This is a genomic window from Oceanobacillus sp. FSL K6-3682, from assembly GCF_037976165.1.
Taxonomy (GTDB): domain Bacteria; phylum Bacillota; class Bacilli; order Bacillales; family Amphibacillaceae; genus Oceanobacillus; species Oceanobacillus sojae.
In genome coordinates this window covers 4589486-4603628 of sequence record NZ_CP150263.1, presented here as the reverse complement: position 1 = coordinate 4603628, position 14143 = coordinate 4589486, and the positions used below count along the sequence as shown (strand labels likewise).

Sequence of the window (14143 nt, the reverse complement as noted above, 5' to 3'; positions counted from 1 at the left end):
CTTTTCTACTAAATAGAAGCTACAATCCCCATCACAATAAGCGTTAGTACACCCCCGATACGAGTCGTTACTTGTAAAAATGGATATAGCTGAATTCGATCACTTGCTTTTAATACAGCTATATCTCCGGTTCCTCCCATATCGGCTAGAGCAAGCCCGGAAATAATGGAGGATTCAATAAAGTAAAAGCCAATTAGCCAGCCGGCAAATCCGGCAATAGTAGCTAAAACAATAACAATGATAGTAACTAAGAACATATGAGATGGATTCAGTATCAAAGAAATAACACGATTAATATCTATTAAACTTGCGCTTATTGCTACAAGTATAGCTGGTACCCAAAGTTTAGTGATGAAGTTAAACCAGACTTCTGCCCCGATATTAATATATTCCGGAAGAATGTTCGTTACTTTTAGGATGGCAGCTATGATAATAATCCAAACAAAAGTATGGAATGTAGGGATTAATTCACTTAAAAGAGAGCCTGATACATATAATCCCCCAGCTATCATCATCCCTATGCCGACATTACGGAGAGATTCTATCAGATTTTTTTCTTTGTTATGCTGGAAATTATTTGCGCTTTTTCGTAGTGGATTTCCTTCCCCGGAAAAACCTTTTACGAACATATTTTTATTTCTTTTTCCTAAATAATTTAATACTGCAGCAAGAAGGATACAAATAATATTAGAGACCATCACAGCTGGAGCCAAAATATCAAAATAATCTGCTGGAGTTCCGCCTAAGTTACTGGCATATATCTCTGATAATGGGATAGCACCTGTTGTTATACCACTGGCCATAATCGGCGCAACCATCATCAGAATAGTGTATTTAAATCCAAATCCGAATACTTGTCCTAAAATACCTGCAACTAATGCTCCCAGTAATATAGTTGCTAATAAAGGAATGAGCATTTTAACCGCTACAGTAATCAGAACTTCCTTCTTAATTCCTAATATACTCCCTACGATTAAGCCAGCTACAATGAAATCTGAGAAACCAAATTGGCTGTAAAAGCTTTCTGCCAGCTCCGACGTATTTTCTGGCAGAATACCTGCATATACTAAGACGGCAGGAAGCAGGATACAGAGAATAGTACCGCCGCCAAAGTCAGAAAAAATAGGGATGACATTACCTATCCAAATCAATAATCCGCCTAACCCCATCATAATCATTAAGGATGTAACAATATTTATCGGTATGAGGTCCATATAAAGAGCTGTAAAAGCTGGTAATAATATAATCAAGAATAATGGAAATTTAATCCCATAGATTTCCTCATGGAAAATACTTTTCTTTTCCAGAGTATTATTTATTTTCTTAGTCTCTGTCATTTCTTCATCTCCTTCTGTCTGAAACAAATAGTTGATAAGATATCCATTTAAATGATAACGCTTTCTTTAAGTTGCTCAGCTGATTACTAAATGAAAGATTATTCATACTATTAATCATAATATTAAAATTAATAATGTAAAACGAATAAAAATTGTATTTTATAGCACTTTTATTGCTATATAGAAGTTGAAGTTAATATATTTTTAAGTTTGGAATGTATTATTTAAGCTAGAGATGCTGGTCTATACTAAAAATGAGAAAAGTGTCAATCATAATCCAAGGTAATGCTAAGTTAATATGAAGAATAACTTTATACATTAATAATGATAAGAGTTGTTTAACAGAAAAAACATTGGCAATGAAAAGTAGAATGTTTTTGCAAGTATCTGTATTACACAATGTTACTAGAAGCACAATTTTATGTAAGCGCATTATTTACTGGTATAATTACAATATACAACTTCAGATGCAGCTTATTTGTAAAAAATAATTCTTCTACTAGAAAGGAAGATAAAAAATAGGCAGATTACAGGATGCCAACTGGGCTAAATTCAACACATTTCTTTGCCATTTCGTTAAATCTATCATCAGGAATATCTAATTGTGACAGATTTGTCGGCATACCAATTTCACTTAAGAACTTCTCAAAGTGTCTAATTCCTTCTAAAGCAATTGCTTGCTGCTCCGTTACTTTATCATTTTTATATAGTACTAGGTTAAAGTAAATACCGAATAAGTCATTATGGTTTCTATGAGACTATCAATTAAATTATTACTAGAAATAAACCGGGCGGGCTGCCCGGTTTTTCTTTTGTGTAGAGAAGAAAGTAGAGCTTTCTTCTAACCTGTATATTTGTGGGGAACTACTTTACCTGAGCTATAGTCATGAATGGAAACCTGATGGATTGAAAAAAATCTTTGCTATCAATCTGCTAGTTCAGTTGGCATAATTACAGGGCACCAGAAGCTAATAAGCTATTCTCTATGAAGAAACAAAAGTCCAGACTTCATCACAAAAATAAAACAGCCAAAATCAAAGTTGTGATGAATAGTCACGTATGGCGAAATATTCTGTCTTATAATGAGGTTGTGCACAAATGGGAGGTGGCGGAATGAAGTACTCAGAGAAACAAATTATAAGTGACTTGTTAAAAGAGAACCATCTCAGCATCCGACAGCTTTTAACTTCTTATAATTTAACCTATGAAGAATTGAAGCAGCTGAAAAGTAAAATCAATTCACAGTTCCATCAAGATATTATTTTAAGCAATGATGAAATTATCTATATTCCCCACAAACACAGTAAAAATATTGCCAGTCATTATCATATTCCCATTGATGAAATGACTCCAATATTCAAACCAGAAGTAAGGAGAGATATAGCATTTTTAAAGATTGCGCTGGATGACAGTGAATATTTATCTTTATTAGAGCTATCAGATCATTGCTTGGCCAGCAAAAATACTCTAACGAATGATATCAAAGCAATTAACAGTGATATAAAAGATGATGGAATTTCTATTCAATACACAAGAAAAGATGGTTTTTATTTAGCGGGAGATGAAGTCAGAATCCGAGCTGAGCTGATTAATATTATAGACAGATTATTTTTATATCCAAACGGAAGGAGTCTTTTAGAAGATAAAGCAATTCATGCCAAAGGTGAATATTTTCTGCTCACGGAGAGAATCAGAAAGCTCGAAAGAAAGATAAACATTACGCTCAGTGATGAATATCTTTCAAAGCTGCCCTATATTATTCTGATCATGATTAAACGGGCAAGCGTTATAAAAGAAGAATGGAGCCTGTCTATTAAGTATCAAGAATTGAATCAGACGAGTGAGTTCAAAAAAATTCAAGAATTATTTTGGGAATATCCCAATTTATCAATGCAGGATTTGACCTATTTATCTTTAATCTTCCTGGGAGCTAATCGAATTGACCTGGATTCAAGTCTGGCAAGTGAAACGGAAGTAGAAGAATTTGTTTTCTTTATTATTAAAAAGCTGGAGGACAGGCTGGCATTCAACTTCCAGGATAATCAATTTAAGAAAAAATTAATGCAGCATCTAAGCCCTGCTTTAATCAGGAAACGATTGGGTTTAACCCTTGAAAATCCTATACAAAAGGACTTTATTAATCGATATTATCCCGTCTATGAAGTAATTAAGGAAATTGTAGATGAGTATAAAAAGATAACTCTTAGTGAAGCTGAAATTGTTTACCTTTCTATGATTGTGCTTGGACATATGTATCAGGTCAACAATGATGCTTATCAGAATAATAAAGAAGTCACAGCAATTGTCGTATGTCAGAGTGGTCACTCCATATCTGAATTAATGAATGTACAGCTGAAGGATATGTTCCCAAATATCAATTTCCTGGGAACATATAGCGAGCGGCGATTTTATCAGGAGAATCCAGATATCGATATTGTTTTTACTACCGCTCCGCTTCAGACAGATAAGAAAATTTTTGTTATGGTCAATCTTTTCGATGAAAAAAAGCGAAAAGAATTTATCAATAAGGTAGAGAACCATATTGTTGCCAATCCAAGTATTAAAACAAAACAATTAATGAATTTTCTGCGTGACGTCATACCAGAAGAAAAGTTTGAGGATATCAAGGAGAAAGCACATCGTTTCTTTCAGGATGACAAAGAAAATACAGATACAAGCTATTCAATTTTAAGACAGGAACAGGTCAGCATTGTCCACGTGAATAATATTTTTGAAATGGCGCAAATTGGCTTGGAGAAAATGCAGGAACGAGAATCCATTGCACCTGCGTATACAGGTGCAGCCTTGCACATCTTCAAACAGAAATATGAATCTATGCTGATTGGTCCGGAAGTCTACTTGCCTCATGCACATCATAACGATGGTGCATATTGTGAAGACTTTCAGCTTGTGGTCAATCCCAGGATAAAGACTTGTGTTTTATGTTTATCTCCTAATAAAGATAACTCTCATGTGAAAAAATTATTACAGTTAAATAGTCTTTTTATGGATATTGAGTTTATGGATACTTTATATAATTCTACCGATAAAGACGCATTTAAGCTCATCGAAAGGAGATGCAAAGATGGAATTCAAGAGCTTATTTAGCTCCAGATTAATGAAATTGAATCACCCTTATCCAAGCAGGGAAAAGCTTTTTGAAGAGGTAGCTCAGGACCTAGTGTCACAGGGATATGTAAAAGGTTCTTATCAGGATGCCCTGATTCAAAGAGAGCGTAGTTTTCCTACCGGTTTAAGAACAAATTACTGTAATATTGCTATCCCGCATACGGATGCTGTTCATGTAAAAACTCCTTTTATTTACCTTGTTCAACTGCGGGATGAGCTTGAATTTCAAAACATGGGAAATGCCAGTGAGGAATTAAGTGTAAAGCTTATTTTCTTCCTTGGAATTACAGAACCAAAGAACCAGACGATATTGCTTTCAACATTAATGGAGCTTTTCCAGACAGAGGAGTTCTCCAAAATAATTTTCGAGGAAAAAGATACAAAACAGCTTGAGAAAAAACTAAATACTTTTTTAACAGGAGGAAATTAAAATGAAAAATGTTATCGTAGCTTGCGGAAGTGGTGTAGCAACAAGTCAGACAGTAGCTTCAAAGGTAAAAAGAATTTTAGATGAAAATAAAATCAAAGCAAATGTTGAGGCAGTCGATATTAAGTCTCTAAACAGCTATATTAAATCGGCGGATGTCTATATTTCTATTACAAAGGGTGGTAAAGAATATGATATTCCAATGTTAAACGGGATTGCTTTCCTGACTGGTATGGGGATTCAGGAAGAGACAGAAAAGCTGATTCAAATCCTTAAAAATTAAAATGTAAAGGAAGGAGAAGACAGATGGACTTTTTGCAAAATATTGTTGAATATATTTTAGACATGGGTGCTCCCGTGTTTGTCCCTTTAATTATGCTAGTTATCGGACTCATTGCACGGATGAAGTTTAAAGATGCATTAAGCGCAGCAATCATTTTTGGAGTAGCCTTTTCAGGTATGTCATTAGTTGTTGATTTTATGCTGGCTTCCATCAGTCCTGCTGCGCAATCATTTGCTGAAAATACAGGTATTAATTTAAATGCCGTTGACGGTGGATGGACGACAGCTGCAGCCATTACTTGGTCGTGGCCTTTAGCATTTCTTATGTTCCCAATTACGGTAGGGATTAATATTGTTATGCTGGCCTTCAAACTGACTAAAACACTTAATGTAGATATGTGGAATGTATGGGGAAAAATATTCACTGCCATTTTGGTTATGTTTCTTTCCGGCAGCGTGGTTTTAGGTTTCGTTGTTGCCAGCATCCAGGTTATTATCGAGCTGAAGATCGGCGACATCTGGGGAAAGGAAATAGAAGATCTTACTGGAATACCAGGAGTTACTGTACCACACCATATGACAATTATTGCTTCGTTACTTTATCCAATCGATAAATTAATGGACAAAGTACCTTTCTTAAATAAAAAGATGGATGCAGAGGCATTAAGAGATAAGCTTGGCGTATTTGCGGAAAACCACATTATGGGTGGTCTCATAGGCTTCTTATTGGGGCTGGCAGCAAACTATGGAATACAGGATTCACTTGTTTTAGGTATTCAAGCTGCCACAGCTTTAACTTTATTTCCAATGGTTTCTAAGTTGTTTATGCAAGCGTTGTCACCTATTTCCGACGCAATTTCAGAGTTTATGAAGAGGCGTTTTGGTGATAGAGAGATATTTATTGGTTTAGATTGGCCGATTCTAGCGGGCAGGAACGAAATTTGGGTATCTGCAATCGTTATTATCCCTGTAATGCTGTTGTTCTCCGTCATATTACCGGGAAATGCTGTATTGCCGTTTGGGGGTATCGTTAACCTTTCAGTATGTGTTGCAGTAGTCCTGCTGACTAGAGGAAACCTTGTGAGATCCATTATATACGGGGTCATTACAGCGCCTGTTTTCTTATATATTTCCACATACTTTGCCCCTTATATAACGAGGCTGGCAAATGAAACGGGTTCGGTAAATGTAGAAGCCGGAAGTATGTTGACATGGAGCACAATTGAAAATGGTGAATTTAAATTAGTGTTTGCGAATGCAATGGCTGGAGAATGGTGGGGAATCTTAGGGGCCATCGTCTGGCTTGGACTGTTCATCATATTCTATTTTGGAAGAAAGAGAGATAATGAAAAATATTTTAATGAAGCAGAAAAATAATATAAGAGGATGTTCAAAAAGTCACCAAATGATAAGCGGCGAATCTCTGCGTTGACGTGTTCTTTCCGATACTCACGTATTTGGAAGCATACGCTCCGTTCGTAAAAACCACGTCGCCTTGATCTTCTTGCTTCTAATTTACCGACTTTTTGAACCCATAATATAAACATGAAAGAGTGAGACCATTGAATTTTATTTTAAAATCGAAACTGTTTTGGTCCTTTATGGTTGTCTTAGCGTTTCTGCTAATGGTAATTGGTTTCTTCACAAAAGATTTAAGTATGTGGGTTACGGCTTTTATTATTAGCATTCTAGTGAAGTTATATGCAGAGGATATTTTATTCTCAGCATATAAAAATAGATTAGGGAAGATGAGAGAAAAGCTGGCAAGAAAGGAGGGATAATTTGATTTATACAATTACACCAAATCCGGCAATAGACAGAATTGTTTACCTTGAGGGTGATCTGACTCCTGAAAAAAACAATATAACCAAAGAAAGATATGTTGATCTTGGCGGAAAGCCAACGCATGTATCAGCTATATTGGAACAGCTTGGAGATACACCTAATAGGGCCACCGGATTTTCAGGAGAGCTAAACAAAGCAGAGTTAGTATCCATCTTTGATAAATACCACATGAATCATGAATTTATCAACATACCTGATCAACGAACCAGGGAAAGTATTATTGTGATTAATAACAGCGGCGGCAGCTATATGATAACAGAAAGAGGATTAAAGGTTTCAGATAGCGATAAAGCAAAACTGTATTCATATATCAAAGAAAACATTCATTCGGAGGATATTGCTGTTGTTGGAAAACCGGCACAAGGATTTTCTGTTGAGGATTTCAGGTATCTTATTCGCCTGTTGAAAGAGCAAAATGCTTATGTTGCATGTGATGTGGCAGGTGAGTACTTGGCTGTAGCTATCGAGGAAAAGATAGATTTTATTAAACCAAATAAGCACGAGATGAATGATTTATTTCCTGGAGATGAGCCGATCCATCAAAAGTTTAACCGTATTTGCGAAAAAGTGCCAAATGCGGTATGCAGTTTAGGCTCTGAAGGTGCATTGTATAAAGTCGAGAACACATTCTATCAGGCTGTCCCTCCTAAAGTCGAGGTTCAGAGTGATACAGGAGCAGGGGACGCATTTGTGACCGGTTATATTTATGGTGTTGCCAATGGATATGATATTTCAGACAGGGTTAAGTGGGGAATTCTCTGTTCTACCAGCAAAGTACAGCATTACAGCAGCTGTCAAATTAATAAGGAAGACTTTGATTTTATTGAAAATAATTTAAAAATACATGAGGTGATATAATGCTATATTCAGAAGAGAGAAAGAAAATGTGTGAGATTGTAAAGACCATGTTTGATAGATTTCAAACGAATGCAGCCGGTGGAAATCTCAGTTTAAAGGTTAGTGATGAACATTTTATTATGACACCTACTTTAATGTCTCAAAACTACCGCTGTGATTTAAGTCCGTTTCAAATTTTAGTAGTAGATAAGGAATTAAATATTATCGAGGGTGAAGGGAGACTAACAAGAGAAATCAATATGCACATGGCTTGTTATGAAGAGAATCCTGCTATTAACTGTGTTATTCATGCGCATGCAAAAGAATCTATGGTTTGGGCGAGCATGGGGAAAGATATGCCAAATATTACAGAAGCTACTCAAAAAATCGGTGATATCCCATGTTTAGACTATCGACCGGCAACTTCTCCGGAATTAGCAGCTTTAGTCAGAGAAACAATTGCAGAACGGGATGCAGATAAAATACCTGCCGGACTATTATTAGAAAGACATGGTCTGGTGGTGGCAGATAAGTCATTGGAAAAAGCATACGATATGGTTGAAAGAATAGAATACAATGCTTATGTTGCCTACAAAATGTATCTTCTTTCAAAAGTTGGCGAGAATATCGATTTTCAGAAGGATTATCATTATAATTTGGATGAATAAAACAAAAGCGAAGGAAGTGAGAGAAATTATGTCTATTCAAAATGAAATAGTAAAAATAGCAAAGCAGTGCTATGAAACAGGACTGGTAGTGGGGACAGCTGGAAATGTAAGTGTGAGAGAAGAAGATATGATGTACATTACACCTTCTGCACTTCCTTATAATGAAATGACAGAAGAGGATGTATTGAAAGTAGATCTTACAACAGGAAAAGTCATAGAGGGCAATCGTAAACCATCCTCTGAAACACCAATGCATACCAATATCTATTTACAAAAAGAAGAAATAAAAGCGATTGTCCACACGCATTCTACTTATGCAACTATTTTTGCTTGTGCACATAAAGCTATTCCTCCGGTCCATTATGTCATTGCAGATATTGGCAGAGAAGTTTCTGTTGCGCCATATGCCAGGTATGGATCTGAATCGCTTGCCGGGTATGCTGTAGAGACATTAGGAGATGCAAACGGTGTATTGTTAGCTAATCATGGAGTTGTAGCTGTCGGAGATACATTAGCGGATGCTTATAGAAGGGCGGAAGCAATTGAAGAGCTGGCATTACTTTCCTATGGAAGTCATGTATTGAATAGTGTCAATCCATTAACGGAAGAAGAGTTGGATGAAGCGTTAGAAGGTTTTAAAACGTATACTAGTAACTAAGGGAAGACAAACAAATTTTAAAAACAGATATAAAGGACAAACATTTACAAGCAGCAATTTTTTAATGAAACTGTGATTATTCACTTCATTAAAAATTGCTGCTTGTTGTATACGAGCTTAGCTCTGAAAAAATCAGGACATATAGTTGGTTATTTGTCAGCATTGTATATGAAGGATGTAAACTTGGACGGAATTCCATCAGCTCCGATATTTAAAAGCTTACATAAAGAGAGCACAAGCGTTTAAATTAGATTTTCCCGAAAATATTTTGGAAGATAGCATGCCAAATAACGCAACGTACTCGTAGAGAAAAAATTAGTCATTCGTTCATAGCGAGTCTTGGAGGGCCTGTGCTAACATAAAGCCTTTAAGCTAAGCATAGATAAATTAGGTAAAGTGATGCAATTAGTATCTAACGTAAATGGAAAAAATATAAAATAATCCCTATCTGCCATGTGTATTTGGGATTATTTTATATTTATCTATATTAATTTTAACAGCTTTAAACCATGTGTGATTCCTTCATTTTCATTTGATTTTGTAATGATATCTGCATAAGGATAGAGTTCTTCATGTGCATTCTCCATAGCAATCCCTACACCTACAAAATCTAGCATTTCTTTATCATTCAGTCCGTCTCCAAAAGCTATAGCCTCGTCGGGAGCTACATTTAAAAACGAAAGCATTTCTTTAATGCCAGATGCTTTTGAAATAGATTGGGGCATGACATCAATAGCGAATTCATGCCATCTGACAAAAGATAACTCCGGAAATTTTTGAATATAATCAATTTCTTCTCTGTTTTTACAATATACCATTGCTTGAAACAAGGTTGCTTGTTTCCAAAAATCAGGATGAAATTCTGGTGTATAATTCAAATGTAAGTCTTTAAAGGTTTGTATAATTTCACGATGATTAAGTGTATTACTGACAGACTTCTTTTCACTTGAAAAAACTAATGGATGTTGTTTCATGCCGGCATATTCAATAAGTTCTTGCAGAGCGGATGTATCCATTCCGTGCTTATGAACGACTTCTCCTTTATAAACAGAATAAGCACCGTTAAAACTGACAAATGAATTAATCTTTAGTTCCTCTGCAATGCTGGAAAAGTGGTAGGGAGGACGCCCGGTAGCGATAATCACTTCTACGCCTCTATTTCTTATTTGATCCAGAGATTTCTTGGTTTGGTTAGAAATTTGCTTATTGTTATCAACCAGTGTGCCATCAATATCCAAAAAACAAACTTTATAATCACGGTTCTTTGTCTGCATATTTATAACCTACCTTGCTTTTCCGAAAGTACTTTTTTCTGTTAAGCTTGTCAAAAATTCATATAATAAGTGAATGGTTTGTTTGACGTCCCGAAGACTGACTGTTTCTACTGGTGTATGTGTATAGCGTGTCGGGATGGAAATATTGGCAGTAGCGATGCCTGCTTCTTCAAAAACAATAAAAGCATTTTCTGTGATGACGCCTACTGCTACCTCTCTCTGATAGTTAATTTTATTTGCTTGGCATGTTTTTATTAGAGATTGTATTAATTTGGAATCTGGCAAAACACCAGCAAGTGTTCCTTTTCCATGATAGTTAAGAAATGTAAGTGCAGGGCCTTTATCTAAGCCAACATCAGAATAATTTGTCAGTTCGGGTGTATCACATGCTGGTGTCACATCTAAGCCGATAGAGACATGGGGTTTTATCTTCCTGACTGCTGGCAGGACACCTCTGATATTAAATTCCTCCTGGACACATGCAACCAGATATATATCCCACTCTAAGGATGCTTGAGCTGAACTTAATTGTTCTGCTAATTCTAATAAGACTGTGCAGGCAACCCGGTTATCCATCGCTTTTCCTGTCACCCGGCCATTCTCTCTTTCCAGATAGCTTGCTTGAAAGCAGATAGTGCTTCCAACCCGTATTCCTTTTTGATATGCTTCCTCTTTAGAGACTGCTCCAATATCAATATATAGCTGATCTTGTGCGGGAAACTTCCCTTTTTCTTCGGGTTTTAAGAAGTGATATGCTTTTGTTCCAACAACTCCGGTGACCGTTCCTTTATCCCCCAGTACTTGAAGCTGATTACCTGGAAGAACATTCACATTAGCACCGCCGATTCGTTCGAAAAATAAGAAACCATTTTCATCAATATGTCTTACTATAAACCCTACTTCATCCATGTGGGCAAAAATCATTATTCTTTTGCTGTTTGGCTTGTTAGAAGGTAAGAACCCGATCACATTGCCTATTGTATCCACTTCAACGTACTCCATTTGTTTAGAAAAATAATGATACATATAATCAATCACTGCATCTTCTTGTGAACTGACAGCATTTATCATGGATAATGCCTTCAGATGTTCGTTCATATTCATTTTGAATCACCTGTTTCTAAAGACTTTTTTATATTTTTCATTGCCTGTAATTTTTCTGTTTCGGTTGCTTTATAATAGATATATGATCCGACAACAAAGATATTTGCTCCTCGTTGAGAGCACCATAATGCTTCTTGCGGTGTAATCCCGCCATCAACTTCGATAGCAAAGGAATACGCTCTGCTGGATTTTAAATGGCTCAGCATTGTTATTTTTGATAAAACTTCTTTAATAAAGGGCTGTCCTCCGAAACCGGGATTTACGGTCATTAGAAGTACCATATCAATATCTGATAAGATGGGTTCTATCAAAGAAATGGGTGTCGCCGGGTTTAAAGCAACGCCTGCTTTTATACCGTGCTCTTTTATTTGATAGATTAGCCGGTGCAGATGAATGGCTCCCTCTGCATGAACAGTAATGCTGTCAGCACCAGCATGGACAAAATCAGCTATATATTGACTTGGATTTTTAATCATTAAATGAACATCCAAAAACAGATCAGTATAGGTTCTTATCGAGTAGATTATATTAGCTCCAAATGAAATACTGGGCGCAAATATACCATCAATCACATCCAAGTGTAAAAATTCCGCTCCGCCTTTTTCAGCAATATCAATTTCACTGCTTAAATGTAAAAAATCAGCGTTTAAAATGGACGGAGCCAGGATTTGTTTTTTCAACTTTATTCAAGCCTCCTGCTTGTTTATTCTAATAATTCGCTTATATAAGGAAGGATACATTGATAGACTTCCTCTTTTGTAGCTGCATATCGAATGTTCGATAATTTTTCTTTATCTCTCAATATTTCAGAAATTGCCTTCAGCATGATTAAATGTTGACCCGAATCAGTAATTCCTAACATAAAAACGATTTCCACGTTTAGAGGTTCACCTGAAGTCATTTCATTAAAGGTAACTGCATCCTTTAAGATTCCTACAGCTAAGCTTTCCTGCTTCACATGGACTGGATCTGCATGTGGAATAGCAACACCTATGGAAGTTGTCTTCAGCCCGGTCGGATATTGTTCTTCACGTTTTATAATTGCTTGTTTAAAAGAATCATGGACGTAATCTTTGTCATAGAATAATTGACTTATTTCCTTCAGTAATTCATCCGATGAACTGGCACGGATATTCAGCATAATCATATCTTTATCAAATTTTAATTTATCTCCGTTTTTATTGTGATTCATTCCAGAACCTCCAGTAGTGCTTTTAGATAATAATATTTATGATGTCTCTTCGGGCTCTTCTTTTCTATTTATCTTTTTAAATACGAAGTAGTACAACACGATAATAAATAGTGCCAGGATAATAAATCCTAATACTTCCATTCTCATTAAAATGGTAATAATAAAGTTAAACACATTTCCAATATATAATGCAGATACTTCTGTTCCGCCCACAGATTCGATAAATCCGCCAGCGCTGGCTAAGTCTGTATAATAAGAAGAAAAGAAGGTAGCTATATAAAGCACTAATACCATATTGAAGGTAGAGCTGATCAGCGTTCTGATAACATCCCCCTTATGCATGATCGTTGCCATACAGATAAAAAAAGGAGCAAAAGCTAAATCTGCGAGAGGAAGCACTTTATTGCCCGGCAGGATGGCGGCTAAGACGAGTGTAATAGGAATAATTAAGATTCCTACTGTAATGGTTGTCGGATGGCCTAATGTAACTGCTGAGTCTAGTCCTATAAAGAATTCTTTGCCTTTAAATTTTGTTTGAAAGAATTTTTTCGCAGCATCTGAAATGGGCATCAGCCCTTCTACAATAATCCGGATAACACGCGGGAAAAGGATCATAATACCTGTGATTACAATGACCAGCTGACTGCCATCCACGAAGCTTGTGCCTGCCAATATAGCAATAATTACGCCCAGGATAACTCCGATAATCACTGGATCTCCAAACATTCCAAACTTCTTTTGAATAAAGTTCGTATCCATTTTCCTGTTGTTTAGAGCTGGTATTTTATCGAATATCTTATCCATCAAAGCATAGAAGGGGACGGTAGAAGTAGCGAACCCTTGACTGATGGATATCCCTTCAATACCAATAACCTTTTGAACTTTTTTTGCTGTTAAATCAGCAACGATAAGTGAGAAGATAGCGTGAGAAATTGCAGCCATAATACCGTAAAATAAGTTTGAGGTAATGAGAGCAACTACAGATCCCGTCAGTGCATAATGAGAGTAGTTGAAAATATCAATATTCATCGTTTTGGTCAGCTTGCTGATTAATAGAAGTACGTTCAGGCCAAAAATAATCGGGATGATAAAAGCTCCTACAGTTGTTGAAAAAGCAATCCCGGCAGAGGTTCCTGATCCTAAATCAATAACAGATAAATTTAAGCCGAACCGCTCAACCATGGTTTGTACAGATGGTGAAAGATAATCACCTATTAAGCTGACGACTAAATTGAGACCTAAAAATCCGACACCGACAGTTACAGAAGCTTTCATCGCTCTCAGTATGCTTAAACGGAATGCTAAACCAACTATAAAAAGAACAATAGGGACAAAAATAGTTGCTCCTAAGGATAATATATAATCGACAACACTTTGCATGTTAAGCTCT

General features: G+C 36.2%; 14 protein-coding genes. 8 read left to right on the top strand and 6 right to left on the bottom strand.

The annotated features are described in order from the left end of the window. Positions 1-8: 8 nt before the first annotated feature. On the bottom strand, positions 9-1337 hold the full coding sequence (locus MHH51_RS22270) for a 2-hydroxycarboxylate transporter family protein (protein WP_147211344.1): 1329 nt from the start codon (positions 1335-1337) through the stop codon (positions 9-11). A gap of 1113 nt (positions 1338-2450) precedes the next feature. Between MHH51_RS22270 and MHH51_RS22265 the strand changes: the two genes are divergently transcribed. The 8 genes from MHH51_RS22265 to MHH51_RS22230 all read left to right on the top strand — a co-directional run bounded on the left by MHH51_RS22265 (position 2451) and on the right by MHH51_RS22230 (position 9183). Continuing rightward, a complete protein-coding gene (locus tag MHH51_RS22265) occupies positions 2451-4445 on the top strand; it encodes a PRD domain-containing protein (protein WP_186813675.1) in 1995 nt (664 codons plus the stop codon). Further along, a complete protein-coding gene (locus MHH51_RS22260; protein ID WP_147211341.1) occupies positions 4423-4896 on the top strand; it encodes a PTS sugar transporter subunit IIA in 474 nt (157 codons plus the stop codon). The genes MHH51_RS22265 and MHH51_RS22260 overlap by 23 nt, the downstream gene beginning before the upstream one ends. Position 4897: 1 nt before the next feature. Then, positions 4898-5176, top strand: a complete 279-nt coding sequence (locus tag MHH51_RS22255) for a PTS sugar transporter subunit IIB (RefSeq protein ID WP_077602637.1) — start codon at positions 4898-4900, stop codon at positions 5174-5176. A 23-nt stretch (positions 5177-5199) separates the two neighbouring features. Further along, a complete protein-coding gene (locus MHH51_RS22250) occupies positions 5200-6552 on the top strand; it encodes a PTS transporter subunit IIC (protein WP_339283642.1) in 1353 nt (450 codons plus the stop codon). Between the two features lie 185 nt (positions 6553-6737). After that, positions 6738-6956, top strand: coding sequence for a hypothetical protein (locus MHH51_RS22245; RefSeq protein ID WP_147211339.1), 219 nt, complete (start codon positions 6738-6740; stop codon positions 6954-6956). A 1-nt stretch (position 6957) separates the two neighbouring features. Then, entirely contained in the window at positions 6958-7878 is a 921-nt protein-coding gene (locus MHH51_RS22240) for a PfkB family carbohydrate kinase (RefSeq protein ID WP_339283640.1), read from the top strand. Next, on the top strand, positions 7878-8525 hold the full coding sequence (locus tag MHH51_RS22235; protein WP_156986184.1) for a class II aldolase/adducin family protein: 648 nt from the start codon (positions 7878-7880) through the stop codon (positions 8523-8525). The genes MHH51_RS22240 and MHH51_RS22235 overlap by 1 nt, the downstream gene beginning before the upstream one ends. Before the next feature lie 28 nt (positions 8526-8553). Further along, positions 8554-9183, top strand: a complete 630-nt coding sequence (locus MHH51_RS22230; protein WP_198048629.1) for a class II aldolase/adducin family protein — start codon at positions 8554-8556, stop codon at positions 9181-9183. A 482-nt stretch (positions 9184-9665) separates the two neighbouring features. Here MHH51_RS22230 and MHH51_RS22225 read toward each other — a convergent pair whose 3' ends face one another. The 5 genes from MHH51_RS22225 to MHH51_RS22205 are packed head-to-tail and all read right to left on the bottom strand — an operon-like array spanning position 9666 to position 14133. After that, positions 9666-10457, bottom strand: a complete 792-nt coding sequence (locus MHH51_RS22225) for a Cof-type HAD-IIB family hydrolase (RefSeq protein ID WP_156986182.1) — start codon at positions 10455-10457, stop codon at positions 9666-9668. 9 nt (positions 10458-10466) lie between these two features. Continuing rightward, the gene (locus MHH51_RS22220) at positions 10467-11561 is read right to left on the bottom strand and encodes a M42 family metallopeptidase (protein ID WP_156986181.1); all 1095 of its coding nucleotides are present in this window, start codon (positions 11559-11561) and stop codon (positions 10467-10469) included. Then, entirely contained in the window at positions 11558-12241 is a 684-nt protein-coding gene (rpe, locus tag MHH51_RS22215) for a ribulose-phosphate 3-epimerase (RefSeq protein ID WP_147211333.1), read from the bottom strand. The genes MHH51_RS22220 and rpe overlap by 4 nt, the downstream gene beginning before the upstream one ends. 23 nt (positions 12242-12264) lie before the next feature. Next, positions 12265-12753, bottom strand: a complete 489-nt coding sequence (locus MHH51_RS22210; RefSeq protein ID WP_147211332.1) for a PTS sugar transporter subunit IIA — start codon at positions 12751-12753, stop codon at positions 12265-12267. Positions 12754-12789: 36 nt separating this feature from the next. Next, positions 12790-14133, bottom strand: coding sequence for a PTS transporter subunit IIC (locus tag MHH51_RS22205; RefSeq protein ID WP_339283637.1), 1344 nt, complete (start codon positions 14131-14133; stop codon positions 12790-12792). Positions 14134-14143 lie beyond the last annotated feature (10 nt).

Excerpts from the sequence above, each read along its gene's own strand:
- MHH51_RS22270 (WP_147211344.1), bottom strand. The coding sequence starts at position 1,337 with ATGACAGAGACTAAGAAAATAAATAATACTCTGGAAAAGAAAAGTATT.
- MHH51_RS22265 (WP_186813675.1), top strand. The coding sequence starts at position 2,451 with ATGAAGTACTCAGAGAAACAAATTATAAGTGACTTGTTAAAAGAGAAC.
- MHH51_RS22260 (WP_147211341.1), top strand. The coding sequence starts at position 4,423 with ATGGAATTCAAGAGCTTATTTAGCTCCAGATTAATGAAATTGAATCAC.
- MHH51_RS22255 (WP_077602637.1), top strand. The coding sequence starts at position 4,898 with ATGAAAAATGTTATCGTAGCTTGCGGAAGTGGTGTAGCAACAAGTCAG.
- MHH51_RS22250 (WP_339283642.1), top strand. The coding sequence starts at position 5,200 with ATGGACTTTTTGCAAAATATTGTTGAATATATTTTAGACATGGGTGCT.
- MHH51_RS22235 (WP_156986184.1), top strand. The coding sequence starts at position 7,878 with ATGCTATATTCAGAAGAGAGAAAGAAAATGTGTGAGATTGTAAAGACC.
- MHH51_RS22230 (WP_198048629.1), top strand. The coding sequence starts at position 8,554 with ATGTCTATTCAAAATGAAATAGTAAAAATAGCAAAGCAGTGCTATGAA.
- MHH51_RS22225 (WP_156986182.1), bottom strand. The coding sequence starts at position 10,457 with ATGCAGACAAAGAACCGTGATTATAAAGTTTGTTTTTTGGATATTGAT.
- MHH51_RS22220 (WP_156986181.1), bottom strand. The coding sequence starts at position 11,561 with ATGAATATGAACGAACATCTGAAGGCATTATCCATGATAAATGCTGTC.
- MHH51_RS22210 (WP_147211332.1), bottom strand. The coding sequence starts at position 12,753 with ATGAATCACAATAAAAACGGAGATAAATTAAAATTTGATAAAGATATG.
- MHH51_RS22205 (WP_339283637.1), bottom strand. The coding sequence starts at position 14,133 with ATGCAAAGTGTTGTCGATTATATATTATCCTTAGGAGCAACTATTTTT.